Origin of the sequence: Pseudomonas putida S13.1.2, from assembly GCF_000498395.2 — a bacterium.
Classification (GTDB): domain Bacteria; phylum Pseudomonadota; class Gammaproteobacteria; order Pseudomonadales; family Pseudomonadaceae; genus Aquipseudomonas; species Aquipseudomonas putida_Q.
The window spans coordinates 4185828-4208883 of sequence record NZ_CP010979.1 but is presented as its reverse complement, the minus strand read 5'-3'; the positions used below and the strand labels follow the sequence as shown (position 1 = coordinate 4208883).

The following is a 23056-nucleotide window of genomic DNA, read 5'->3' as shown; positions in this document are numbered from 1 at the left end:
CCAGCACAGGGAACCTAGGGCTGCCAATCAACCCCACTTTCTTCCAGATAGGCATCCACAGCGGCACCCACCGTGGGGTGAAAGGCCTTTTCCCCCATATGCTGAAACAACCCGAACCGCCGCATCTTGTCCTTTACCGGGTCTTTCATCTCGGCAAACTGCAATTCCACCCCTCGTGCCTCCAGTGCCCGGTCCAGCTCGGCCAGCATGTCTGCCGAGGTGATGTCGATACTGGTCACCGGTTCCGCGGCTATTAGCAGCCGCTGCACCGGCGTCGGCGACTCGTCTACAGCCGCCATCACTGTGCTCTGGAACTGCTCGGCATTGGCAAAGAACAGCGGCGCGTCCCAACGCAGCAACACCAGCCCCGGAATGCGTCGTGCCTGTGGATAACGCTGCACATCGTGGTACCCCCGGGTGCCATCCACCCGGCCCAGCACTGCATGGTGTGGCCGCCAGCCGTCCCACAGAAACTCGATCACCGCTATTGCCACCGCAATGCAGATACCGGGAATGGCGCCAAACACCGCCACGCCGACGAAGCAGGTGAACGACAGCCAGAACTCCCACTGCTGCATGCGGAATATACGTTTGAGGTCGGCGAACTCGAACAGCCCCACTGCTGCGGCAATCACCACAGCCGCCAGGGCGCTGCTGGGCAGGTGCTGCATCAGGTTGGGCGCTACCAGCAGCAACAGGGTTACCGCCAGCGCACCGATAATGCCGGTGAGCTGGGTTTGCGAGCCGGCTGCCTCGGCCACCGGTGTGCGCGACGCGCTGCTGCTGATAGGAATGCCCTGGAACAACCCCGAGGCGAGGTTGGCTACGCCCAGGCCAAACATTTCCTGGTTCGGGTTGACCGGCATTTTCAGGCGTGCGGCATAGGAGCGTGACAGCACACTGGTATCGGCGAACGACACCAGCGCCACCGCGATGCCACCAAGCAGCACCTCCACCAGGTCTATATCGCTGACCCAGGGCAAGGCGAAGCTGGGCAGCCCTTGCGGCAACTTGCCGAGCACGTTCACGCCTTGCTGGTCGAGCCCCAGCAGGCTCACCGCCAGCGTCGCCAGTACCACCGCAATGAGGATGCCTGGCACGCGCTTGAAGGGCTTGAGCAGCAGGATCAGCGCCAGGCTGGCGCCACCGACCATGAAGCTTGGCCAATGACCCTGGCCGGCGAGCAAGGCCTGGATCAGGTTCCAGATATCCCGCAGCGGGCCTTGGCTGTCCACAGACAGGCCGAACAGTTTCGGCAGCTGGCTGATCAACACCGTCAGGGCGATGCCATTCATGTAGCCATAGCGGATCGGCTTGGACAGCAACTCGGTGATGAAGCCCAGGCGCAGCAGGCCGGCAATCACGCAGAACGCCCCGGCGACCAGCGCCATCATGCTGGCGATGGCGATTGCCCGCTGCGGGTCGCTGGCGGCGTACTGCACCACCACCGCCAGGATCGGCGCGGCCAGTGCCGAGTCCGGGCCCAGCACAAGGATCCGGCTGGGGCCGAACAAGGCGTAGGCCAGCAACGGGATGATGGTGGCGTACAGGCCGTAGATACCGGGTACGCCGGACGCTTCGGCGTAGGCAATGCCCACGGGCACCAGCATGGTTGTCAGCACCAGGCCGGCGGCGATGTCCTTGGCGAGCCAGGCGCGTTGGTAGTGGAGCAGGGTAACCAGGCCGGGCAGCCAGCGTTGCCAGTCGACGCGAGGTGGTTCGGGCATGGTGCGGGCTCTGGGGAGGAGGGTGCTCCATCACAGCTTAGATGCTGACATCGGGGGCCGCTTTGCGGCCCATCGCGACACAAGGCCGCTCCCACAGGTTTACTACGGCTGCTACCCATTGAACTCTTCTTCATCCCGGCGATCTGACTCTCGCTTTCAGGCCTGTAGCGCCTGCGCAGTTGCCATGCCATGCACTGACAGGGCAGGCCCGTTAGCCGCCAGATGAACACTTGCTTCGAATATTCAAACGATGAACCTTGCGAGGGACTGCAATGAAGAAATACCGAGCCTTGGCGCTTCTGCCTTTTTTCCTGACGGGTTGTTCTTCAACCGAAATGCAGGGGGCGTTGGACTCGCTCAATGGGGTTGGTCAATCCATTGGTGCCAACCTGCAACAGGCAGCCACTGCATCGACGGGGAGTGCTAGCAAGAACAGCTTGGTTCGGTCACCCCTGTACAACGCCTTGCGCCAGAACCTCTCGAAAGATGGGCGTGCACCTGAGTGGCCCAAGGTGGTTATCACTAACCTGGAGATTCCGGCTGATCAACTTAGCCTGAGCCGCAGCCTCACCCTCAAGGCCACCGACTGCATTCATTTTGATGCAGTGCTTTGGCACGATGCCAAGCGACCTGAGCGCTTCAGTAATCTTTCCCTTTGTGCACCGGAGCTGCCCAAGCAGTCCAACAACTTCGTGTTGACCTGGAAGAGCTTTTCCATTTCAGGAAAAACCACTGGCCAGGTGCGCACCGATGGGCCAACGCCGCCGTATATGAAGTTGCCCAGCGACCCTGCCATGGACAGTTGGGTGATGAACCAGTTCGGGCTCTACTATGTGGGGTCGCTGCTGACGCTGGTGGGTTACGACCAGAACTTTACCGTTGATGATCGTCGGTTCTGGATCAAGAATCTGAAGTGATGTAATAGAAACGAAAAAGCCGCGCTATTGCGCGGCTTCTTCGTATTGAGTGCCCGGTCCTGAACAAGATTTGCACCTGTTCTCAGGGCTGGACAGTCTCATGGGACGCTGTGAAAACAGTGGCTACATCAGACGTTGAAGCGGAAGTGCATCACGTCGCCGTCCTTGACGATGTAATCCTTGCCTTCCAGGCGCCACTTGCCGGCTTCCTTCGCACCGCCTTCACCTTTGAACTGGATGAAGTCGTCATAGGCCACCACTTCAGCGCGGATGAAACCTTTTTCGAAGTCGGTGTGAATAACACCAGCAGCCTGCGGTGCAGTGGCGCCGACGCGTACGGTCCAGGCACGCACTTCCTGCACGCCGGCAGTGAAGTAGGTCTGCAGGTTCAGCAGCTCGTAACCGGCGCGGATCACGCGGTTCAGGCCAGGCTCTTCCAGGCCCAGGGCCTCGAGGAACATGTCCTTCTCTTCACCGTCGTCCAGCTCGGCGATTTCTGCTTCGATCTTGTTGCACACCGGCACCACTACCGCGCCTTCTTCCTCGGCGATGGCCTTGACCACGTCCAGGTGCGGGTTGTTGTCGAAGCCGTCTTCGGCAACGTTGGCGATGTACATCACCGGCTTGCTGGTCAGCAGGTGGAAGCCACGAATGACGGCTTTTTCGTCGTCAGCCATGTTCTTCATCAGGCTGCGCGCAGGCTTGCCTTCGGTAAAGTGCGGGATCAGCTTTTCCAGAATGGCCTTTTGCGCCAGGGCTTCCTTGTCGCCGCCCTTGGCGTTGCGGGCTACCTTCTGCAGTTGCTTTTCGCAGCTGTCGAGGTCGGCGAAGATCAGTTCGAGGTCGATGATCTCGATGTCACGCTTGGGGTCGACGCTGTTGGAAACGTGGATCACGTTTTCGTCTTCGAAGCAGCGCACCACGTGGGCAATGGCGTCGGTCTCGCGGATGTTGGCGAGAAACTTGTTGCCCAGGCCTTCGCCTTTCGAGGCACCGGCGACCAGGCCGGCGATATCGACGAATTCCATGGTGGTCGGCAGGATGCGGTTTGGCTTGACGATTTCAGCCAGCGCAGCCAGACGAGCATCGGGCATCGGCACGATGCCGCTATTTGGCTCGATGGTGCAGAAAGGGAAGTTCTCCGCCGCGATGCCAGACTTGGTCAGTGCGTTGAACAGGGTGGACTTGCCGACGTTGGGCAGGCCGACGATGCCGCAATTGAAACCCATGGGTATTCCCCTCTCTAAAGGAAATCAGGCCTTTTGGCTGTGCAGCTCGCGCATCGCCTTGGCAAAGTCGCCGGCAAGCACGTCCGGCAGCACGCCGAGGGCAAAATCGATGCTGGCGTCGAGCTTCTCCTGCTCGGCGCGCGGCGCGCGGCCCAGGACGAAGTTGGAGACCAGTTTGGCGTCACCCGGGTGGCCAATGCCAAGCCGCAGGCGGTGGAAGTCGTTCTGGTTGCCGAGCTGCGCGATGATGTCGCGCAGGCCGTTGTGCCCACCATGGCCGCCGCCGCGCTTGAGCTTGGCAACGCCCGGAGGCAGGTCGAGTTCGTCGTGCGCCACCAGGATTGCTTCCGGCTTGATGCGGAAGAAATTGGCCAAGGCCGCCACGGCCTGGCCGCTGCGGTTCATGTAGGTGGTGGGGATCAACAAACGAACGTCGTTGCCCTGATGGCTGAATTTAGCCGTCAGGCCGAAATACTTTTTGTCAGCGGCGAGCGAAACACGCTGTGCGCTGGCAATGCGTTCAACGAAAAGAGCCCCTGCGTTATGCCGGGTCTGTTCGTATTCGGGGCCGGGGTTACCCAGGCCAACGATCAACTGGATGGCGGTCACGTCAGGGGCTCTTCCTTGGAGTTGGTGGGTTACAGTGCGCGCGGCACTGTAACCCGATCAACGCCGGCGTGCGAGTGGATTACTCGGCAGCGCCTTCTGCTTCTGGAGCAACGCGTGGAGCGTGAACGTTGGCAACAGCTTTGTCATCACCGTGGGCCAGAGCTACGAACTCTACGCCTTTCGGAGCTTTCAGGTCCGACAGGTGGATGATGGTGCCGACTTCGGCGTTTGCCAGGTCAACTTCGATGAACTCAGGCAGGTCTTTGGCTTCGCAGGAAACTTCGATCTGCGATTCAACGTGCGAGATCTCGCCGCCTTTCTTGACCGGTGCTTCTTCGTTGATGAAGTGCACTGGGACAACAGCGGTCAGTTTCTGGCCAGCAACGACGCGAACGAAGTCGGCGTGCATGATGAACTGCTTGGCTGGGTGGCGCTGCATGGCCTTGATGATGACGTTCTGCTTGACGCCGTCAACGTTCAGCTCGATCACGTGGCTGAAGGCAGCCTCGTCTTCGAACAGCTTGGTGATTTCCTTGGCCAGGATGGTCAGGGATTGAGCTTCTTTGTCACCACCGTAGACAACGGCCGGGATGCTCAGCGCATGACGCAGGCGGCGGCTCGCACCTTTCCCCAGGTCAGTACGCGCTTGGGCGTTCAGAATAAAATCAGTCATTTTGTTTCTCCAAAATAGCCCCCCGAGGGCGTTTGCGACCAGCGCCAACGGGGATGGCAAAAAAGCCCCGCCCCAACACATGCTGGGGCGGGGCGCTTCACATCAACACGCGTTCCGCTTAGCGGAACATCGCGCTGATCGATTCTTCATTGCTGATGCGGCGGACCGCTTCAGCGACAACCGGTGCGATATCCAGCTGGCGGATACGGTCACAGGCTTGAGCAGCGGCGGACAGCGGAACGGTGTTGGTCACCACCAGCTCGTCCAGTACCGACTTCTCGATGTTCTCGATCGCGCGGCCCGACAGGACAGGGTGCGTGCAGTAGGCGTAAACCTTGGCAGCGCCGTGCTCTTTCAGGGCTTTGGCCGCATGGCACAGGGTGCCGGCGGTGTCGACCATGTCGTCTACCAGGATGCAGGTGCGCCCTTCGACGTCGCCGATGATGTGCATGACCTCGGAGTGGTTAGCCTTCTCGCGGCGTTTGTCGATGATACCCAGGTCGACGCCCAGGGACTTGGCAACGGCACGTGCGCGCACGACACCACCAATGTCCGGGGAGACGATCATCAGGTTCTCGAAACGCTGGTCTTCGATGTCGTCGACCAGTACGGGCGAGCCGTAGATGTTGTCGACGGGGATATCGAAGAAGCCTTGGATCTGGTCAGCGTGCAGGTCGACGGTGAGAACACGGTCGATACCCACGACAGTGAGCATGTCAGCGACAACTTTGGCGCTGATGGCTACACGTGCCGAACGCGGACGGCGGTCCTGGCGGGCATATCCGAAGTAAGGAATCACGGCGGTGATTCGGGATGCTGAGGAGCGGCGGAAGGCGTCGGCCATCACTACCAGTTCCATCAGGTTATCGTTGGTCGGGGCACAGGTCGGCTGAATAATGAAAACGTCTTTACCGCGAACATTTTCATTGATCTCAGTGCTGATCTCGCCGTCGGAGAATTTACCGACAGAGACGTCACCGAGAGGGATATGCAGCTGACGTACGACACGCCGAGCCAGATCGGGGTTAGCGTTCCCCGTAAAGACCATCATCTTGGACACGCGCAGTACCTGAAGGCTGAGGGTATACCTGGATGAGTATAAGGAAAATGGCAGGGGCGGCTGGATTCGAACCAACGCATGGCAGGATCAAAACCTGCTGCCTTACCGCTTGGCGACGCCCCTGTATCTGTTGCTGCGAACGCTTATGCGCTCGACTTCTTGACCAGACTTTGCAGCTTGCGATGCAACATCGAAATATTGCTTCCTTTCGCCACAAACCCTGTTTGGGTCGCTGAAAGAAGGGCCAGAACTTTATCAGCTTCGGCTTTGCTTGGGAAGGCCCCAAACACACAACTTCCAGTGCCGGTTAGTCGAGCCTCAGTGAATTTGCCCAGTGAATTCAACGCATTGCGAACTTCTGGGTAACTCTGCTCTACCACCGGTTGGCAGTCATTTCGACTGTTTCCCTCGGGAACGGGGCGCATATTAAGGGGGAGGGAATCACGTGTCAACTGTGGATGTGAAAAAATTTCTACTGTACTGACAGACACTTGCGGCACCAGCACGACATACCAGGGCTCCTCCGGGTCGACCGGGGTCAGCTGTTCGCCCACGCCTTGTGCGAACGCCGCATGGCCACGCACGAATACCGGTACGTCGGCACCCAGGCTCAGGCCCAGTGCGGCCAGGCGGTCTTCGTCCCAGTCCAGTTGCCACAGGTGGGCCAGGGCCAGCAGGGTGGTAGCGGCATCCGAGCTGCCACCGCCGATACCGCCACCCATGGGCAGCACCTTGGTCAGCCAGATGTCGGCACCCAACGGGCTGCCGGACTGTGCCTGCAGCTTGCGCGCGGCACGCACGATCAGGTTGCTGTCGTGCGGTACTGCCTCGATCTCGGTGTGCAGGCGGATCACGCCATCGTCACGTACGGCGAAACTCAGTTCGTCGCCATGGTCGAGAAACTGGAACACGGTTTCCAGCTCGTGATAGCCATCCGCGCGGCGGCCGATGATATGCAGCCACAGGTTGAGCTTGGCCGGGGCGGGCAGGGTGAGCGTGTGCATGAAATCAGTGCCCCAGCTGGCGTGGCTGCCAGTCCTTTACCACCAGGGTCACGTCCAGGTCCTTGCCGTGCAGTTTCAGGCGCTCGGGCAACCAGTAGCCATTCTGCTCGGTGTAGCTCAGGTACTGCACCTGCCAGCCATCCTGGTCGAGGCTGGCCAGGCGGCTGTCACCGTCCAGGGTCAGCTTGCTCTTGCTGTCGGGGGCGGGCAGGCCGCGCACCCACCAGATCAGGTGCGACACTGGCAGCCGCCAGCCAAGCTGCTCTTCCAGCAGGGCTTCCGGGCTGGTGGCCTCGAAGCGGCCCTGGTTGGCTACTTCCAGTACCACGCCGCCGGGGCGGCCGGTCAGGCGTGCGGCACCACGGCCGAGCGGGCCGGCCAGGCGGATGTCGTAGTAGTCCTGGCGCTGCAGCCAGAACAGCGTGCCGCTGCCGGAGTCGCGCGGGGCGCGGATGCCGACCTTGCCGTTGATCTGCCAGCCATCAAGGTTGCTCAGCTGCTCTTTATGGGCCCGCCACTGTTGTGGGTCGCCGTGACCTTGCAGGGCCTCGCGGCTACCGAAGCCGGCACAGCCGGCCAGCAGGGCAATCAGGGTGAAGGTGATGCAATGGCGCAAAAACATGGCGTTAAAGGGTCTCGGATCCGGTCAGGCGCAGGAGGGTCTTGCGCAGGATGGGGCTGTCGGCCTGGGCTTCGAAGCCCTTGGCCCATACCTGGCGGGCTTCGCGGCGCTTGCCGTTGGCCCACAGCACTTCGCCCAGGTGGGCAGCCACTTCGTGGTCGGGGAAGTTGGAGAAGGCTTGGCGCAGGTAGGTTTCAGCCTCGTCGAGGTTGCCCAGGCGGTAGTTGACCCAGCCCAGGCTGTCGAGGACCGCCGGGTCGTCCGGGGTCAGCTGGTGGGCCTTGTCGATCAGCGCCTTGGCTTCGGTGTAGCGAGTGGTGCGGTCGGCCAGGGTGTAGCCCAGGGCGTTCAGGGCCATGGCATTTTCCGGCTCGCGGGCGATGATGGCGCGCAGGTCTTTTTCCAGCTGGCCAAGGTCGTCACGTTTTTCGGCCAGCATGGCGCGGGTGTACAGCAGGTTGAGGTCGTCCGGGTAGCGCTGGATGGCTTGCTGCAGCACCTGGCTGGCCTGGGCGTCCTTGTTGTTATTGCTGTAGCTTTCCGATTCGATCAGGAACAGCTGGATGGCGTAGTCCGGCTGGGCTTCGCGGGCCTCGGCGAGCAGGCGCGAGGCCTCGGTGCCGCGGCCGTTGGCAATCAGGATGTCGGCCTGGCGCAGCTGCGCCGGCAGGTAGTCGGGGCCAGGGCCGACCAGGGCGTACTCGCGCAGGGCGCCAGCGGGGTCGTGGCGTTCTTCGCGGATGCGGCCCAGGTTCAGGTGTGCGGCGTCGACGTTGCTGTCACGCTCGATCAGCTCTTGCAGGTAGCCTTCGGCTTCATCCCAGTCTTTGTTTTCCAGGCACACCAGAGCCAGTGAGTAACGCAGCTCGTCATCGTCGGGGTATTGCTGGACCAGGCTGAGGAACTCGCCCTTGGCATCGGCGATGCGGTCCTGCTCGACCAGGGTGCGGGCGTAGGTCAGGCGCAGGCGCTTGTCATCCGGGTTGTCGCGGATTGCGCCGCGCAGCAGGGGCAGTGCCTCGGGGCCGCGGTCCAGGGCTTGCAGCAGGCGGGCGCGCAGCAGGATCGGGGCAATTTCGCCGTTTTGCGTCGGGTGCGATTCGAGCAACTCCAGCGCCTCTTCGGCCTTGCCGTCCTGGTTTAGCAATAGGGCCTTGCCGAACACCAACTGACCGTTGTCGGGGTATTTCACCAGCAGGCGCTCGAAGCTTTGCAGCAGGCCGTCGCGGGTGCTCTGGTCGGTTTCGGCGGCGGACAGGGCGAGGAAGTCGAAGTGGGTGTCGCCTTGGCCCTGCAGCACCTTTTCCATGTAGGCCATGGAGTCGTCATAGCGGCCGGCGCGGGCCAGTTGGATGGCGGCGGCGCGCTGGGCGTCGAGGTTCTGCGGGTCGTTGCGGGCCCAGACCAGCGCGTTGTCCAGCGCAGGCTCGTCGGCGCCGAGGTATTCGGCAATGCGGTAGGCGCGCTCGGAAACCGCGGGGTCCTGGGTTTTTGCTGCCTGGTCGGTGTAGTTGGCCAGGGCAATGTCGAAGCGGTTGCGCTGGCCGGCCAGTTCCGCGACCAGCAGGCTATACAGTGTGTCCTGCTTGAACGAGCCATACACCACGGGCTTTTCCGCCTCGCCCTTGCCGGCTTCGGCGACGGGAGGCTCGGCCTTTTGCGGGGCCAGGCTCTGGCAGCCCTGGAGCAGGGCGAAGGCAAGCAGCAATGCGTATGGTTTGTTCATAGAAAGGCTTATAGGAGGACTCACCGGCGGTCGGAGCATGATGACACAAGCGCGGGGGCAAAACCCACCTGCGAAGGTATGAAGCATATGCTTAGCACATGCAGACCGCGCAGCGCGCGCAGGGTTCGCCCAGGCATTGCCACGATGCCCAGCGCTCGCGCGAGCTCACGCTTTTGTTTCTGTTTCTGTTTCTGTTTCTGTTTCTGCTTCTAAGCGCGCGATAGTTCAAGCTACGCAGATTGCGACTTCAGGAGGCCGAGCGCAGGGCTTGCGTAGGGAGGTGACGGGCATGGATGCCCGTCAAGCGCTGGGCCCCAGGATGGGGCCTGCAGCGCGGTCCTCCCGGGAGCAAGCCCGGAGCGAGGGGACCCCGGAGCGAAGCGCAGGGGCCGGATGATGGGAGCCAGCGTTTTTTGGTTACTTTTTGTCGCGTTTGACAAAAAGTGACCCGCCGTAAGGGCGGAAAGGTGACTAAGCGCCACCTTTGAAAATGAATGTTGACCGCATTGTTGATGCCCGCACCTGAAAGCGAACAGCGAACAGCGAACAGCGAAACAGCGCTGGTTTTTAGCTCGCGCATAGGCCATTTGCGATGTCGACGCTGACTCACCTTTTCGCCCTTACGGCGAGTCACTTGTGCGCCCGTCATGGGCGTCATCTTGGAGGTGCAAGTCCTCCCGTTAGCTGGCCACAGCGAACGAAGCGAAGCGCAACTGCAGAAGGGCGACCGACTGTGGGAAGGAAGCGTGGAGCGTAAACCTTGAGCCGAGGTACACGAATCGCATCCGAGGCGTATTCGGTTAGGGCGAGCAGCCAAGTGCCTGCGAAGCTCTTGTGGCCTAGAGGCCGGATACGTAAATGCGGCGGTTGTGAGGTGAAGGATGACGTTCTTACCCGGGGAGATCTTGCCTCGTGTCTGAAAGGACAACGGTGTGAACCGGAGCGAGAAGTCAGCAGAGGCCGTAGTAGCTGCCTGGCAGTGAAGGGCCAAACGAGAAGGAAAGTGGTTTGACATGAAGATACAGCAGGCCACGCAGCAGATGCCTGGGGAACCAGGGCGGGAAGCAACGACGAAGGGTGAATCCCGAGGTTTTGCTACCAGTGCTGAAGCCTGCTGTCCGCAACGTGATCCAAACCCCACAGGTGGGGGGCTGCTTCTAGCAGCCCTGACCAGAGAAAATCTATTGCTTGCCCTCAAGCGGGTGCGTTCGAACAAAGGTGTTGCTGGAGTGGACGGTCTGACGATCGACGAAACCATAGAGCACCTGAAGACGGCATGGCCAGGCATGCGCAGCCAGATATTGGCTGGTCAATACCGGCCGGCCCCCGTACGCAGGGTATTGATCCCTAAGCCGGGAGGAGGTGAGCGCAAGCTCGGCATCCCGACGGTGACGGACAGGATCATTCAGCAGGCACTGTTGCAGGTCCTCCAGCCGATGCTGGACCCTGACTTCAGCTCCCACAGCTACGGCTTTCGCCCGGGACGCAACGCTCACCAGGCTGTTCTGGCAGCGCAGCAGTATGTCCAATCGGGGCGAAAGGTTGTAGTGGATGTCGACTTGGAGCAGTTCTTCGACTGCATCAATCATGATCTGCTGATCGCCCGACTGGGCAGGAAGGTGACTGATCGTGGCGTACTCCGCCTGATCCGGGCCTACCTGAACTGCGGGGCGTGGATCGGCGGCGACATCGTGGTCAGCAGACAAGGAGCCCCGCAAGGTGGTCCGCTCTCACCACTGTTGGCCAATGTAGTGCTGGATGAAGTAGATCAAGAATTAGAGCGGCGAGGTCATTGCTCCGTCAGGTATGCCGATGATGCCAACGTTTACGTGCGTAGCCCCAAAGCCGGCCTGCGGGTGATGGCAGTGCTCCGACGCCTCTACGGTCGACTTGGGTTGCGTTTGAACGAAGACAAAAGTGCGGTAGCCAGCGTGTTTGGTCGAAAATTCTTAGGGTACAGCCTTTGGCTGGCCCCTGATGGAAAGATCAGGCGAGTTACCGCGTCTAAGGCACTAGGGAGTTTCAAGCATCGTATCCGAATAATGACCGCGCGTAATGGTGGTCAGAGTTTGGAGCAGGTGATTGGGAAACTACGGCCCTATCTACTGGGTTGGAAAGCGTATTTCTGTCTGTCGCAAACCACTGCGATGTGGAAGCGTTTGGACGGGTGGATACGACGAAGGCTCAGGGCGCTCCAGCTCAAGCAATGGAGAACCGGTAGAACAACGCACCGTGAGCTGCGCAGGATGGGGGCTAACCCCGATCTAGCCGCGCAGATTGCGGCCGACAGCCACAGAATTTGGCACAACAGTGCCGGTTGGATTCACGGTGTTCTGACGGTGGCATGGTTTGACCGGATGGGACTTCCCCGTCTCATTTGACCTGGACCTCTCGAACCGCCCGGTGCGGACCCGCATGCCGGGTGGTGTGGCAGGGGCGCGGCCTGATGGCCGCCCCCTATGCCGATTTTGTCAAACGCGACAAAAAGTAACCAAAAAACGCTGCGCTCCCATCATCCGGCCCCTGCGCTGCGCTCCGGGGTTCCCTCACTCCGGCCTTGCTCCCGGGAGGACCGCGCTGCAGGCCCCATCCTGGGGCCCAGCGCTTGACGGGCATCCATGCCCGTCACCTCCCTTCGCAAGGCCTGCGTTCGGCCTCCTGAAGTCGCGAAGATCAAAAGCCAGATCAAAAGCCAGATCAAAAGCCAGATCAAAAGCAGATCAAACGCCAGATCAAAAGCGGGAGTGAAAGCTGAAATCAACGCTCATGCTGGCCCGCGAGCGGCGATAGCCGCGGCGCTATCAGCGCAATAGCGAACGGTGGTTGTTCTAAAACCTGCGAAAGAGGACAATTATCGGCTTCCCGTCACAACCAGCGACCTTGCATGGCCTTTCTTGCACTTGGTATCAACCATAAGACTGCCTCGGTAGACGTACGCGAGCGCGTGGCGTTTACCCCAGAGCAGCTGGTAGACGCCCTGCAGCAGCTCTGCCGACTGACGTCCAGCCGCGAAGCGGCGATCCTGTCGACCTGCAACCGTAGCGAGCTCTATATAGAGCAGGACCACCTGTCCGCCGACGCCGTGCTGCAATGGCTGGCCGACTATCACCGCCTCAGCCTGGACGAGCTGCGCGCCAGTGCCTACGTGCATGAAGAGCACGATGCCGTGAAGCACATGATGCGCGTGGCTTCGGGCCTGGACTCGCTGGTGCTCGGCGAGCCGCAGATCCTCGGCCAGATGAAGTCCGCCTACGCCGTGGCGCGCGAGGCCGGTACCGTCGGCCCGCTGCTCGGGCGCCTGTTCCAGGCCACCTTCAGTGCTGCCAAGCAGGTGCGTACCGACACCGCCATCGGTGAAAACCCGGTATCGGTGGCGTTTGCCGCAGTCAGCCTGGCCAAACAGATCTTCAGCGACCTGGGACGAAGCCAGGCCTTGTTGATCGGGGCGGGCGAAACCATCACCCTGGTCGCTCGCCATCTGCATGAGCAAGGCGTGCGGCGTATCGTCGTGGCCAACCGTACCCTGGAGCGGGCCAGTACCCTGGCCGAGCAGTTTGGCGCACACGCCGTACTGCTGGCCGACATCCCCCAGGAACTGGCCAACAGCGACATCGTCATCAGTTCCACCGCCAGCCAGCTGCCCATTTTGGGCAAAGGCGCGGTCGAGAGTGCGCTGAAACAGCGACGGCACAAGCCCATCTTCATGGTCGACATTGCCGTGCCGCGCGACATCGAACCTGAAGTCGGCGAGCTGGACGACGTCTACCTGTACACTGTCGATGACCTGCACGACGTGGTGGCGGAAAACCTCAAGAGCCGCCAGGGCGCAGCCCAGGCTGCCGAAGAGCTGGTATCGGTAGGTGCCGAAGATTTCATGCTGCGCCTGCGTGAACTGGCTGCGGTGGACGTGCTCAAGGCCTACCGCCAGCAGAGCGAGCGCCTGCGCGACGACGAACTGCAAAAGGCCCTGCGCCTGCTGGCCAACGGCGGCAACCCCGAGGACGTAATGGCCCAGCTGGCCCGGGGACTGACCAACAAACTCCTGCATGCGCCCAGCGTGCAGTTGAAAAAGCTCTCGGCCGAGGGCCGCCTTGATGCGCTGGCCATGGCCCAGGAACTCTTTGCCCTCAACGAGGGCTCCACGGACAAATCCCCGCAATGAAAGCGTCGCTGCTGAACAAACTGGATATCCTCCAGGACCGCTTCGAAGAGCTCACCGCCCTGCTCGGTGATGCCGAGGTCATCTCCGACCAGACGCGCTTTCGCGCGTATTCCCGTGAATACGCCGAGGTCGAGCCGGTGTACGCTGCTTATAAAGAGTGGTGCAAAGTCCAGGGCGACCTTGAAGGCGCCCAGGCGCTGCTCAAGGACAGCGACCCGGACCTGCGCGAAATGGCCGTGGAAGAAGTGCGTGAAGCCAAGGAACAGCTGCTGACGCTGGAGGCGAAGCTGCAACGCATGCTGCTGCCCAAAGACCCCAACGACGGCCGCAACGTGTTCCTCGAAATTCGCGCCGGGACCGGTGGCGACGAGGCGGCGATCTTCTCCGGCGACCTGTTCCGCATGTATTCGCGCTACGCCGAAAAACGCGGCTGGCGCCTGGAGATCTTGTCCGAGAACGAAGGCGAGCACGGCGGCTACAAGGAAATCATCGCCCGTGTCGAGGGTGAGAACGTCTACGGCAAGCTCAAGTTCGAGTCTGGCGCACACCGCGTCCAGCGCGTGCCCGAAACCGAATCCCAGGGCCGCGTGCATACCTCCGCGTGCACAGTGGCGGTGCTGCCCGAGCCGGACGAACAAGCAGCCATCGAAATCAACCCGGCCGACCTGCGCGTGGACACCTACCGTGCATCTGGCGCGGGTGGCCAGCACGTGAACAAGACCGACTCGGCGATCCGTATTACCCACTTGCCCACCGGTATCGTGGTCGAATGCCAGGAAGAGCGTTCGCAGCACAAGAACCGCGCCCGTGCCATGTCCTGGCTGTCGGCCAAGCTCAACGACATGCAGACCAGCGCAGCACAGAATGCCATTGCCAGCGAGCGCAAGCTGCTGGTGGGCTCCGGTGACCGTTCCGAGCGCATCCGCACCTACAATTATCCACAGGGCCGGGTGACCGATCACCGTATCAATCTGACCTTGTACTCGCTGGACGACATCCTCAGCGGTGGCGTGGACGCAGTGATCGAACCGCTACTGGCCGAATACCAGGCCGACCAACTGGCTGCCCTGGGGGACTGATGACCATCATCGCCAGCTTGCTGCGCAACGCGCAGTTGCCCGAATCGCCCACCGAGCGGCTGGATGCCGAATTGCTGCTGGCTGCTGCCATCGGCAAGTCGCGCAGCTACCTGCACACCTGGCCCGAGCGAATCGTCAGCAGCGAAGATGCCCAGACCTACGCCGATTACCTGCAGCGCCGCCGTGGCGGCGAGCCGGTCGCCTACATCCTCGGGCAGCAGGGCTTCTGGAAGATCGACCTGGAGGTGGCGCCGCATACCCTGATCCCGCGGCCGGATACCGAACTATTGGTCGAGACTGCCCTCGAGCTGCAACCCGCCTCGCCAGCCAAGGTCCTCGACCTTGGCACCGGTACCGGTGCGATTGCCCTGGCCCTGGCCAGCGACCGCCCGGCCTGGCAGGTAACTGCGGTTGACCGGGTGGAAGAAGCCGCTGCCCTGGCCGAGCGCAACCGCCAGCGCCTGGGCCTGGGCAACGCCCAGGTGCGGGTCAGCCACTGGTTCGGCAGCCTGGCCGGCGAGCGTTTCGACCTGATTGTCAGCAACCCGCCCTACATTGCCGCCGCAGACCCGCACCTGGTGGCCGGTGACGTGCGCTTTGAGCCCAGCAGTGCGCTGGTGGCCGGCGCCGATGGCCTGGACGACCTGCGCGTGATTGCTGCCCAGGCCCCCGCGCACCTGTTGCCGGGTGGCTGGTTGCTGTTGGAGCATGGTTACGACCAGGCAGCGGCGGTACGCGCCTTGCTGGCTGAGCAAGGCTTTATCGAGGTCGCCAGCCGAACGGACCTGGGCGGCCATGAACGCATTACCCTGGGGCGCCTGCCATGCTGAGTGATCAGGAACTGCTGCGTTACAGCCGGCAGGTATTGCTGGCCCAGATCGACATCGACGGCCAACTGCGGCTCAAGCAGAGCAAGGCCCTGATTGTGGGGCTCGGCGGCCTGGGCTCTCCGGTTGCGCTGTACCTGGCTGCCGCCGGGGTAGGTGAGCTGCACCTGGCCGACTTCGACACCGTCGACCTGACCAATCTGCAACGCCAGGTGATTCACGACAGTGCCAGCGTCGGCATGAGCAAGGTCGATTCGGCCTTGCAACGCTTGCAGGCGATCAACCCGGAGATCGGCCTGGTTGCCCATCGCCAGGCCCTGGATGAAGACTCGCTCGCTGCTGCTGTGGCGGCGGTCGACCTGGTGCTGGATTGCTCCGACAATTTTGCTACCCGTGAAGCGGTCAACGCTGCTTGTGTGGCTGCTGGCAAACCCCTGGTGAGCGGCGCGGCGATCCGCCTGGAAGGGCAGCTGTCGGTGTTCGACCCTCGACGCGACTACAGCCCCTGCTACCACTGCCTGTATGGGCATGGCAGTGAAGATGAGCTGACCTGTAGCGAAGCTGGCGTCATCGGGCCACTGGTGGGCCTGGTGGGCAGCCTGCAAGCGCTGGAGGCCATGAAACTGCTGGCCGGCTTCGGCGAGCCGCTGGTGGGCCGCCTGCTGCTGATCGATGCCCTCGGCACCCGTATCCGCGAGCTGCGCGTCAAGCGCGACCCGGCCTGTACTGTTTGCGGCAAGCGCGATGGCTGAGCGCTCGGCGCCGGTCGGCGTGATGGACTCGGGGGTCGGCGGTTTGTCGGTACTCGCCGAGATCCAGCGCCTGCTGCCCAACGAGACGCTGCTGTATGTGGCCGATTGCGGCCATGTGCCTTACGGTGAAAAGTCGCCGGACTATATCCGCGAGCGCTGCCGGCACATTGCCGGGTTCTTTCATGCGCAAGGCGCCAAGGCCATGGTCCTGGCGTGCAACACCGCCACGGTGGCGGCAGTGGCTGACTTGCGCGAGCTGTACCCGACCTGGCCGCTGGTAGGCATGGAGCCGGCCGTGAAGCCTGCTGCGGCCGCCACCCGCTCGGGCGTGGTCGGTGTACTGGCAACCACCGGTACCTTGCAAAGCGCCAAGTTCGCAGCCTTGCTCGACCGTTTCGCCAACGACGTACAGGTTATTACGCAACCTTGCCCGGGGCTGGTCGAGCTGATCGAGACCGGTGACCTGGCCAGCCTGGCGCTGCGCCAGATGCTGCAGGGCTATGTGCAGCCGTTGCTGGCCGCCGGCTGCGACACGCTGATCCTCGGCTGCACCCATTACCCTTTCTTGCGCCCGTTACTGGCCCAACTTGTGCCAGCCGATGTGGCGATCATCGACACCGGCGCCGCGGTGGCGCGTCAGTTGCAAAGGCTGCTGGGTGCCAATGACCTGTTAGCCGACGGCCCGGCCGGCGACGCCCGCTTCTGGACCAGCGCTGACCCTGAAACCCTCAGAAAAATCCTACCTGTGCTGTGGCATAAGTCCGACGATGTGCAAAGCTTTGCGTTGTGAAAAAAACGTGAAAAACAGCTGAACTATCGTTCCACTTCTGCTTTCTACCGCTTGCCTGCTTGAGGCGGACACTAATAACAGCATCAGGAAGAAGGATGTTTCTCATGAGGAAACTGCTCGGCTTGGCGGCGGCTGCCGCCTTTACTTTGGGTCAAGCGATGTCGGCACAGGCTGCCGACATTTCGTTTTCGGTGGGGCAGACCGGTGACTCGACCATGGTCTATCGGCTGGGGCTGCAATCGAACTGGGACGCGAGCTGGTGGCAGACCAGCGTCGGTCGGCTGACCGGCTACTGGGATGGAGCCTACACCTATTGGGAGGGTGACGAGACGGCGAGCAACCATAGCCTGTCGTTCGCGCCAGTGTTCGTCTATGAATTTGCCGGGGAGTCGGTGAAGCCCTACATCGAAGCGGGGATCGGTGTGGCGGCGTTCTCCAGCACCGAGCTGGAAAGCAACGAGCTAGGCTCGGCATTCCAGTTCGAGGACCGCATCGGCTTTGGTTTGCGCTTTGCCGGCGGGCATGAGATTGGGGTGCGGGCGATCCATTACTCCAACGCGGGTATCAAAGAGCCCAACGATGGGGTTGAGAGCTACAGCCTCCATTACCGCATGGCGCTCTGAGTTCGCCTGCGCCGGCGTCTTCGCGGCGGTTCGACGCTTCGATAAACCCGCTCCCACAGGGATACTGCAGCATTCAAGATCTGGCTATTCCTGTGGGAGCGGGCGCGCCCGCGAAGAAGCTAACGCTGTTTTCAGGCATTAGCGCGTCAACGGCCACAGGCTACTGACGTCCAGGGTCTCCAGAACCAGTTCCGGTTCAGCCTGCGGCCATCGACGCAACAACTCTTGTGCAACACTCTGTGGCGTCCATTGCTCCGGTATCGCCTGCACCGACGTCACCGGCACCTTCAGCGACTGTGGCGCCACTACGGTCAGCTCGATGCCCAGCTCCTTCAGACCTTTGCGTTGCTCACGCATCCATTGCGGCAGGTTGTTCCAGCCCGCAATGACCTGTGTCGGTGCATACAGCTGCAACGCCGAATAACGGTTGAACAACGCCATCACCTGCGGCGAATTGCCCTTCGCCAGCAAAGGCAGCGCTTTGGTCAGGCAAAGCTCACCTGCCAGCTGGTTGGTAGTGCCTATGGCCTCGAACAGCTCGCTGTCTGCTACATCGTCCGGCAGGTAATCGCTGGTCCCGGCATTGATGATCAAGCCATCCAGCGAGCACCAGGCATGGCATATCTGCTGGCAGGCATCGGCTGCGTCGGGTTCGGCATGCAGCTGCCATGGCAGGCGCAAAAAACGCCGACCATGTTGTGCTGCCAATGTATTCAATTCCTCGCTTTCCTTAGCACTGGCGGCAACGCGATGGCCCTGTTCGAGCAAGCGTTCCACCAAAGCCAGACCTAGTCCCTTGCTGGCGCCCGTAACCCAAAAACTTCGTGAGTCATTCAAGACGTTGCCCTCTAATCCTGCCGGCGTGGAAGGCCTTTGAAGGCTTCCAGTGCACGCTGGCGACTGCTGCTGAGATCGACCATAGGACTGTGATACAAATTATTAGCAAATAGATCCCTGGATTTCATCGGTTCATGGATAGTTTTCTCATCTAGGTCATGTAGCTCCGGCAACCAGTACCGAATGAAATGCCCCTGTGGATCGAACCGCTGGGACTGTGAAACAGGGTTGAAGATGCGGAAATAGGGCACCGCGTCGGTGCCGGTGGACGCGCTCCACTGCCAGCCGCCGTTGTTGGCAGCCAGGTCACCGTCTATCAGGTGGCGCATGAAATGCCGCTCGCCCTTGCGCCAGTCGATCAGCAGGTTCTTGCTGAGGAACATGGCCACCACCATGCGCAGCCGGTTATGCATCCATCCGGTGTGCAGCAACTGGCGCATGGCCGCGTCGATAATCGGGAAACCCGTGCGGCCCTGTTCCCAGGCTTCGAGGTCGGCGGGTGCATCGCGCCAGGGCAGGGCTTCGGTCTGGACGCGGAAGGCGCGGTGGCGCGAGACCTGTGGATAACCGCTGAGGATGTGCTTGTAGAATTCGCGCCAGAGCAGCTCGTTGATCCAGGTCTGCACGCCCGTACTGCCACTGTCGAACTCGCCCCGGTTGCTGGCCAGGGCACCGTGCAGGCACTGCCGGGGCGAGATCACCCCGGCGGCCAGGTACGTCGAAAGCTGGCTGGTACCCGGTTTGGCAGGCAGGTCACGCAGTTGCTGGTAGTCATCGATGGTTTCGTCGAGAAAGCGGGACAGCCGCCGCTGCGCCTCGGCTTCACCCGCTGGCCAATGTTCACGCAAGGCGCGCGCGGGTGTTTCAAAACCGTCCACGTGTTGCGGAACAGGGTCACTGGGGATTTGCAGCGGTGCCTGGCGCTTAACCCGGTGGGCCATGGCAGGCAGGCTGCGGTGCAGGTGCGCCAGGCAGGTTTTCTTGAACTGGCTGAATACCTGAAAGTAGTCGCCACTGCGGGTCAGGATGGTGCCCGGGCGGAAGAACAGCTGGTCGAGGTGGCTCTGTGCCTGAATGCCCGACTTTTCCAGCAGGGCCCGGGTGGCATCGTCGCGGCGCTGCTCGTTGATGCCGTACTCTTCGTTCCAGTGAACGCTTGCCACCTGATGTTGGCGGCATACCTCAAGCACGGCTTGTGGTGCCTGGTCCCAAGTGTCGATCTTGCGGATCAGCAGCGGGATATTCAGGCCTTCCAGCGACTGGCGCAGGTCGTGCAGGTTGCGCAGCCAGAAATCGACTTTGCAGGCGGCGTCATCATGGGCTTGCCATTGCCCGGGGCTGACCAGCCACAGGGCAATGGTCGGCCCGCGCTCGGTGGCGGCGCTGAGTGCGTTGTTGTCATCGATGCGCAGGTCGCTGCGCAGCCAGGTCAGGTGCATGGGGCATTCATCTCTACAGGGTGGCCGCTTTGGGCTTGAAGCAAGCGCAGTGCCACCTGCGGGGTTTCGAAGAGGGCGAGGTTGGGCAGCTCGAGGGCACGCAGCTGCTTTTCATGCAGCAACAGCATCGGGCCACCGGCCAGGATTATCATGGGCAGGTTGTGCAGGGTGCGTTGCAGCGCCTTGCCATCGATGCGGGGCCCCAGGTGCAGGAGCACGGCGCGGGGGCTGAGTGTGCTGACGGCGCGTTGCAGGTGCGGGCCGGCAACGGGGTGCTCCAACACCTCGACCGGGAACCCGTTGCTGGTGAACAGCCAGGCGCATAGCCATAAACCTGGGCTGAAGGCACGTTCGCTGTCTTCCACCAGCAACACCGCAGGGCCCTGCAGCAACTGGTTGTCATGGTAGACCCGGGCACCTAGCTTGCTGCGTAGCCAACTGTGGAAAAACGCCTGTTCCAGCTGCGCATTGAAGTAATTGCGCCAACGCAGGTCGAGGAGGTCGAGCAGCGGCAGCAGCAGTTGTTCGCACAGGGTGACGGCCGGGTACAGGGCCATGGCCTGGTTGAGCTGCTGGTCAAGGGCGCGTTGTGACAGGCTGGCAATGGCTTCGATCAGCTGAAATTGCCGGGCCTGCCAGTCACCTTTGGGCAGCGTGCTGGAGGGTTTGTCGAGCAGCTCGCGTACTTGCCCGACCGATGCCCCACGCTGCAGCCAGCCAAGGACTGCCTCGACCCGATCAATCTGGTCCAGCGGGTACAGGCGATGCCCCTTTGCGGTGCGTTGCGGCTTGAGCAGGCCATACCGGCGCTCCCAGGCGCGCAGGGTGACCGGGTTTACGCCCGTGCGACGGGCAAGTTCACCGATGGGGAGCAAGGTGTCAGACTGCATTGCGCAAGCCCAGACTTTCCGGATGCGGCTGCAGGTAGGCCTGTTGCAGCAGATACGGGTCGGGGTGCTTGCGCAAATGGTGCTTGAGCAGGGTCAGCGGCACTACCAGCGGCACCACGCCTTGCTGGTACTGGCTGATGATTGTCTGCAGCTCGGCTTTGTCCTGTTGCGTCAGGCTGTCCTTGAAATAGCCGCTGAGGTGCTGCAGCACATTGCAGTGGGTGCCGCGGCTGGCGCAGCGACGCAGGGCCTGCATCAGCTGACTGAAGTAGCGTGGGCCGATGCTTTGTGGGTCGTCATCCTTGCTCATGCTGCCGAGCAGGCGGCCCAGCGTGCGGTAGGCCTGGGGGTTGTTGGCCATCACCAGGTACTTGTAACGCGAATGAAAGCGCACCAGGCCTCCCCGAGTAAGGCCCCCGGCCAGCAGGCGCTGCCAGTCGGCGTAGGCGTACACGCGGCTGATGAAGTTCTCGCGCAGCACGGGGTCATGCAGGCGACCTTCTTCCTCTACTGGCAGGTCCGGGCGTTGTGCGCAGAAGGCCTGGGCATACACGCCGCGCCCCCCCTGGATGGCCGGATGGCCGTTGTCCTGATACACCTTGACCCGCTCCAGGCCGCAGGAGGGCGACTTTTGCATGAAAATATAGCCGCAGATGCTGTCGAGCTCGGCGGCCATCTGCACGCCATAGCTGCGTAGCGGGCCGGTCAGGTCCATGCCAGGGTTACGGGTGCCGACCACTTCCGGTCGTTCGGGGTTGCCGACCAGCCGAATCGGGTCGCGCGGTACGCCAAGGCCGATGGCGACTTCCGGGCACACCGGCAGCCAGTCGAAATGAGCATCCAGTTGCGTACGGCACAGGTCTGAGGCTTTGTGGCCGCCGTTGTAACGCACGCTATGCCCGGTCAGGCAGGCGCTGATGGCGATACGCGGCTTGCTATGGGCTGAAGGGTCGTGCATGGCTGCCTCCGGTAAACCTGTACGAATCTAAAATTTTGTACAAGTTTATTCCAGCACAGCCGGGAAGTTATGCAAACTAGAATTTGTGTATAACGCTACATCACTCCAGGTGTTCGAGCAGTCGCCGCGCCGCTTCCTGGCCGCTGAGCCAGGCGCCTTCTACGCGCCCGGACAGGCACCAATCGCCGCAGGCGTACAAGCCTTGGTCGGCATCGGCCAGTGCGCCCCACTCATGATTGCTGCTGGGGCGCGCATAGAGCCAGCGGTGAGCCAGGGCGAAGGTGGGGGCCGGCACCACGCAACCGACCAGCTCGGCGAACTCGCCCCACAGCTGTTCGATCACTTCTTCCTTGGGCAGGTCGATATGCTGCCGGCTCCAGTCAGACGTGGCGTGCAGCACCCAGGTATCGAGTTGCTCGTCGCGGCCGGGCTTGCTGCGGTTACGGGCCAGCCAGTCAAGCGGGTTGTCTTGCACGAAGCAGCCTTGCATCGGGGTGTCCAAAGGTGTCTGGAAGGCCAGCGCGACAGCCCATACAGGTTCCATTTGCACGCCCGCAGCCACGGCGGCCAATTTCGGGGTGGAGGCCAGAAGTGGCGTGGCCTGCGGTGCCGGCACGGCGATCACCACGCGGCTGTAAGGGCCATGGCTGCAGCCTTCGGTGTCTTGCAGGTGCCAGTACTGCTTGCCACGGAACACTTCGGCGATACGGCAGCCGAAGTTCACCGTCACATCCTTGAGCAGGCCACGGGTGATGGCGCTCATGCGTGGTACGCCTACCCAGCGGGTCTGTTCGTCAGGGGAGGGGGTGAGCTCGCCATCACGGTAGTTGTACAGCTGTGGCTTCCACTGCTCGGCCCAGCCGGCGGCAACCCACTGTTGCACCTGCTCGACGAAGCGCCGGTCACGGGCAGTGAAATACTGGGCGCCGAGGTCCAGCGCGCCGGCCTCGCTGCGCTTGCTGGCCATGCGCCCACCACTGCCGTGGCCTTTGTCGAACAGATGCACGGATTGCCCGGCCTTTTGCAACGCCTGGGCGGCTGACAAGCCGGCGATACCGGCTCCGATGATGGCAATAGGTACTGTCATGATGGCCTCTTCAAACCTTGCTGTTAGCAGACTACGCTGTCAGGC

Annotated in this window: 21 protein-coding genes and 1 tRNA gene; 8 read left to right on the top strand and 14 right to left on the bottom strand. The window is 62.0% G+C overall.

What is annotated here, in order from left to right; genetic code table 11:
- Positions 1–14: 14 nt before the first annotated feature.
- Positions 15–1727 carry a SulP family inorganic anion transporter gene (locus N805_RS18580; protein WP_019470991.1) on the bottom strand — a complete coding sequence of 571 codons (1713 nt, stop codon included), beginning with the start codon at positions 1725–1727 and terminating at the stop codon, positions 15–17.
- A 272-nt stretch (positions 1728–1999) separates the two neighbouring features.
- On the opposite strand from N805_RS18580, the gene N805_RS18575 reads away from it, so the two are divergent.
- Entirely contained in the window at positions 2000–2644 is a 645-nt protein-coding gene (locus N805_RS18575; protein ID WP_026034409.1) for a hypothetical protein, read from the top strand.
- Positions 2645–2772: 128 nt separating this feature from the next.
- Here the strand turns inward: N805_RS18575 and ychF are convergent, their stop codons facing one another.
- From ychF to N805_RS18535, 8 genes are all read right to left on the bottom strand, one after another.
- Positions 2773–3873: a redox-regulated ATPase YchF gene (ychF, locus tag N805_RS18570; protein WP_016484859.1), complete on the bottom strand. Its 1101-nt coding sequence runs from the start codon at positions 3871–3873 to the stop codon at positions 2773–2775.
- 24 nt (positions 3874–3897) lie between these two features.
- Entirely contained in the window at positions 3898–4482 is a 585-nt protein-coding gene (gene pth / locus N805_RS18565; RefSeq protein ID WP_019470989.1) for an aminoacyl-tRNA hydrolase, read from the bottom strand.
- A 79-nt stretch (positions 4483–4561) separates the two neighbouring features.
- Entirely contained in the window at positions 4562–5155 is a 594-nt protein-coding gene (locus N805_RS18560; RefSeq protein ID WP_019470988.1) for a 50S ribosomal protein L25/general stress protein Ctc, read from the bottom strand.
- Positions 5156–5273: 118 nt separating this feature from the next.
- Positions 5274–6215: a ribose-phosphate pyrophosphokinase gene (locus N805_RS18555; RefSeq protein WP_003247410.1), complete on the bottom strand. Its 942-nt coding sequence runs from the start codon at positions 6213–6215 to the stop codon at positions 5274–5276.
- A 48-nt stretch (positions 6216–6263) separates the two neighbouring features.
- Positions 6264–6338: transfer RNA gene (locus N805_RS18550), tRNA-Gln, on the bottom strand.
- Between the two features lie 20 nt (positions 6339–6358).
- Positions 6359–7219, bottom strand: a complete 861-nt coding sequence (ispE, locus tag N805_RS18545; RefSeq protein WP_019470987.1) for a 4-(cytidine 5'-diphospho)-2-C-methyl-D-erythritol kinase — start codon at positions 7217–7219, stop codon at positions 6359–6361.
- Between the two features lie 4 nt (positions 7220–7223).
- On the bottom strand, positions 7224–7841 hold the full coding sequence (gene lolB / locus N805_RS18540) for a lipoprotein insertase outer membrane protein LolB (RefSeq protein WP_019470986.1): 618 nt from the start codon (positions 7839–7841) through the stop codon (positions 7224–7226).
- Between the two features lie 4 nt (positions 7842–7845).
- Positions 7846–9567, bottom strand: a complete 1722-nt coding sequence (locus N805_RS18535; RefSeq protein WP_019470985.1) for a tetratricopeptide repeat protein — start codon at positions 9565–9567, stop codon at positions 7846–7848.
- 1013 nt (positions 9568–10580) lie between these two features.
- Between N805_RS18535 and ltrA the strand changes: the two genes are divergently transcribed.
- The 7 genes from ltrA to N805_RS18495 all read left to right on the top strand — a co-directional run bounded on the left by ltrA (position 10581) and on the right by N805_RS18495 (position 17800).
- A complete protein-coding gene (gene ltrA, locus N805_RS18530) occupies positions 10581–11948 on the top strand; it encodes a group II intron reverse transcriptase/maturase (protein ID WP_019473142.1) in 1368 nt (455 codons plus the stop codon).
- A 503-nt stretch (positions 11949–12451) separates the two neighbouring features.
- The gene (gene hemA, locus N805_RS18520) at positions 12452–13729 is read left to right on the top strand and encodes a glutamyl-tRNA reductase (protein ID WP_019470509.1); all 1278 of its coding nucleotides are present in this window, start codon (positions 12452–12454) and stop codon (positions 13727–13729) included.
- Positions 13726–14808, top strand: a complete 1083-nt coding sequence (prfA, locus tag N805_RS18515) for a peptide chain release factor 1 (protein WP_016501505.1) — start codon at positions 13726–13728, stop codon at positions 14806–14808. Before hemA ends, prfA begins: the two co-directional genes overlap by 4 nt.
- Positions 14808–15638, top strand: a complete 831-nt coding sequence (gene prmC / locus N805_RS18510) for a peptide chain release factor N(5)-glutamine methyltransferase (protein ID WP_019470510.1) — start codon at positions 14808–14810, stop codon at positions 15636–15638. The genes prfA and prmC overlap by 1 nt, the downstream gene beginning before the upstream one ends.
- On the top strand, positions 15632–16387 hold the full coding sequence (locus tag N805_RS18505; RefSeq protein ID WP_019470511.1) for a molybdopterin-synthase adenylyltransferase MoeB: 756 nt from the start codon (positions 15632–15634) through the stop codon (positions 16385–16387). Before prmC ends, N805_RS18505 begins: the two co-directional genes overlap by 7 nt.
- Entirely contained in the window at positions 16380–17177 is a 798-nt protein-coding gene (murI, locus tag N805_RS18500; RefSeq protein ID WP_019470512.1) for a glutamate racemase, read from the top strand. Before N805_RS18505 ends, murI begins: the two co-directional genes overlap by 8 nt.
- 104 nt (positions 17178–17281) lie before the next feature.
- On the top strand, positions 17282–17800 hold the full coding sequence (locus tag N805_RS18495) for an acyloxyacyl hydrolase (protein WP_026034358.1): 519 nt from the start codon (positions 17282–17284) through the stop codon (positions 17798–17800).
- A 138-nt stretch (positions 17801–17938) separates the two neighbouring features.
- Here N805_RS18495 and N805_RS18490 read toward each other — a convergent pair whose 3' ends face one another.
- The 5 genes from N805_RS18490 to N805_RS18470 form a co-directional block, all read right to left on the bottom strand.
- Positions 17939–18637, bottom strand: coding sequence for an SDR family oxidoreductase (locus N805_RS18490; protein ID WP_019470514.1), 699 nt, complete (start codon positions 18635–18637; stop codon positions 17939–17941).
- Between the two features lie 11 nt (positions 18638–18648).
- Positions 18649–20076, bottom strand: coding sequence for a deoxyribodipyrimidine photo-lyase (gene phrB, locus N805_RS18485; RefSeq protein ID WP_019470515.1), 1428 nt, complete (start codon positions 20074–20076; stop codon positions 18649–18651).
- Positions 20067–20966, bottom strand: a complete 900-nt coding sequence (locus tag N805_RS18480) for a MerR family transcriptional regulator (RefSeq protein WP_019470516.1) — start codon at positions 20964–20966, stop codon at positions 20067–20069. The genes phrB and N805_RS18480 overlap by 10 nt, the downstream gene beginning before the upstream one ends.
- On the bottom strand, positions 20956–21924 hold the full coding sequence (locus tag N805_RS18475; protein WP_019470517.1) for a YbgA family protein: 969 nt from the start codon (positions 21922–21924) through the stop codon (positions 20956–20958). Before N805_RS18475 ends, N805_RS18480 begins: the two co-directional genes overlap by 11 nt.
- Positions 21925–22024: 100 nt before the next feature.
- Positions 22025–23011 (bottom strand): NAD(P)/FAD-dependent oxidoreductase, encoded by a 987-nt coding sequence (locus N805_RS18470; RefSeq protein ID WP_019470518.1) that lies wholly within the window; start codon positions 23009–23011, stop codon positions 22025–22027.
- Positions 23012–23056: the final 45 nt, after the last annotated feature.

Bases quoted from the DNA above. Each gene is read 5' to 3' on its own strand.
- N805_RS18580 (WP_019470991.1), bottom strand. From the start codon at position 1,727: ATGCCCGAACCACCTCGCGTCGACTGGCAACGCTGGCTGCCCGGCCTG.
- N805_RS18575 (WP_026034409.1), top strand. From the start codon at position 2,000: ATGAAGAAATACCGAGCCTTGGCGCTTCTGCCTTTTTTCCTGACGGGT.
- ychF (WP_016484859.1), bottom strand. From the start codon at position 3,873: ATGGGTTTCAATTGCGGCATCGTCGGCCTGCCCAACGTCGGCAAGTCC.
- N805_RS18560 (WP_019470988.1), bottom strand. From the start codon at position 5,155: ATGACTGATTTTATTCTGAACGCCCAAGCGCGTACTGACCTGGGGAAA.
- ispE (WP_019470987.1), bottom strand. From the start codon at position 7,219: ATGCACACGCTCACCCTGCCCGCCCCGGCCAAGCTCAACCTGTGGCTG.
- lolB (WP_019470986.1), bottom strand. From the start codon at position 7,841: ATGTTTTTGCGCCATTGCATCACCTTCACCCTGATTGCCCTGCTGGCC.
- N805_RS18535 (WP_019470985.1), bottom strand. From the start codon at position 9,567: ATGAACAAACCATACGCATTGCTGCTTGCCTTCGCCCTGCTCCAGGGC.
- ltrA (WP_019473142.1), top strand. From the start codon at position 10,581: ATGAAGATACAGCAGGCCACGCAGCAGATGCCTGGGGAACCAGGGCGG.
- hemA (WP_019470509.1), top strand. From the start codon at position 12,452: ATGGCCTTTCTTGCACTTGGTATCAACCATAAGACTGCCTCGGTAGAC.
- prfA (WP_016501505.1), top strand. From the start codon at position 13,726: ATGAAAGCGTCGCTGCTGAACAAACTGGATATCCTCCAGGACCGCTTC.
- prmC (WP_019470510.1), top strand. From the start codon at position 14,808: ATGACCATCATCGCCAGCTTGCTGCGCAACGCGCAGTTGCCCGAATCG.
- N805_RS18505 (WP_019470511.1), top strand. From the start codon at position 15,632: ATGCTGAGTGATCAGGAACTGCTGCGTTACAGCCGGCAGGTATTGCTG.
- murI (WP_019470512.1), top strand. From the start codon at position 16,380: ATGGCTGAGCGCTCGGCGCCGGTCGGCGTGATGGACTCGGGGGTCGGC.
- N805_RS18495 (WP_026034358.1), top strand. From the start codon at position 17,282: ATGAGGAAACTGCTCGGCTTGGCGGCGGCTGCCGCCTTTACTTTGGGT.
- phrB (WP_019470515.1), bottom strand. From the start codon at position 20,076: ATGCACCTGACCTGGCTGCGCAGCGACCTGCGCATCGATGACAACAAC.
- N805_RS18480 (WP_019470516.1), bottom strand. From the start codon at position 20,966: ATGCAGTCTGACACCTTGCTCCCCATCGGTGAACTTGCCCGTCGCACG.
- N805_RS18475 (WP_019470517.1), bottom strand. From the start codon at position 21,924: ATGCACGACCCTTCAGCCCATAGCAAGCCGCGTATCGCCATCAGCGCC.
- N805_RS18470 (WP_019470518.1), bottom strand. From the start codon at position 23,011: ATGACAGTACCTATTGCCATCATCGGAGCCGGTATCGCCGGCTTGTCA.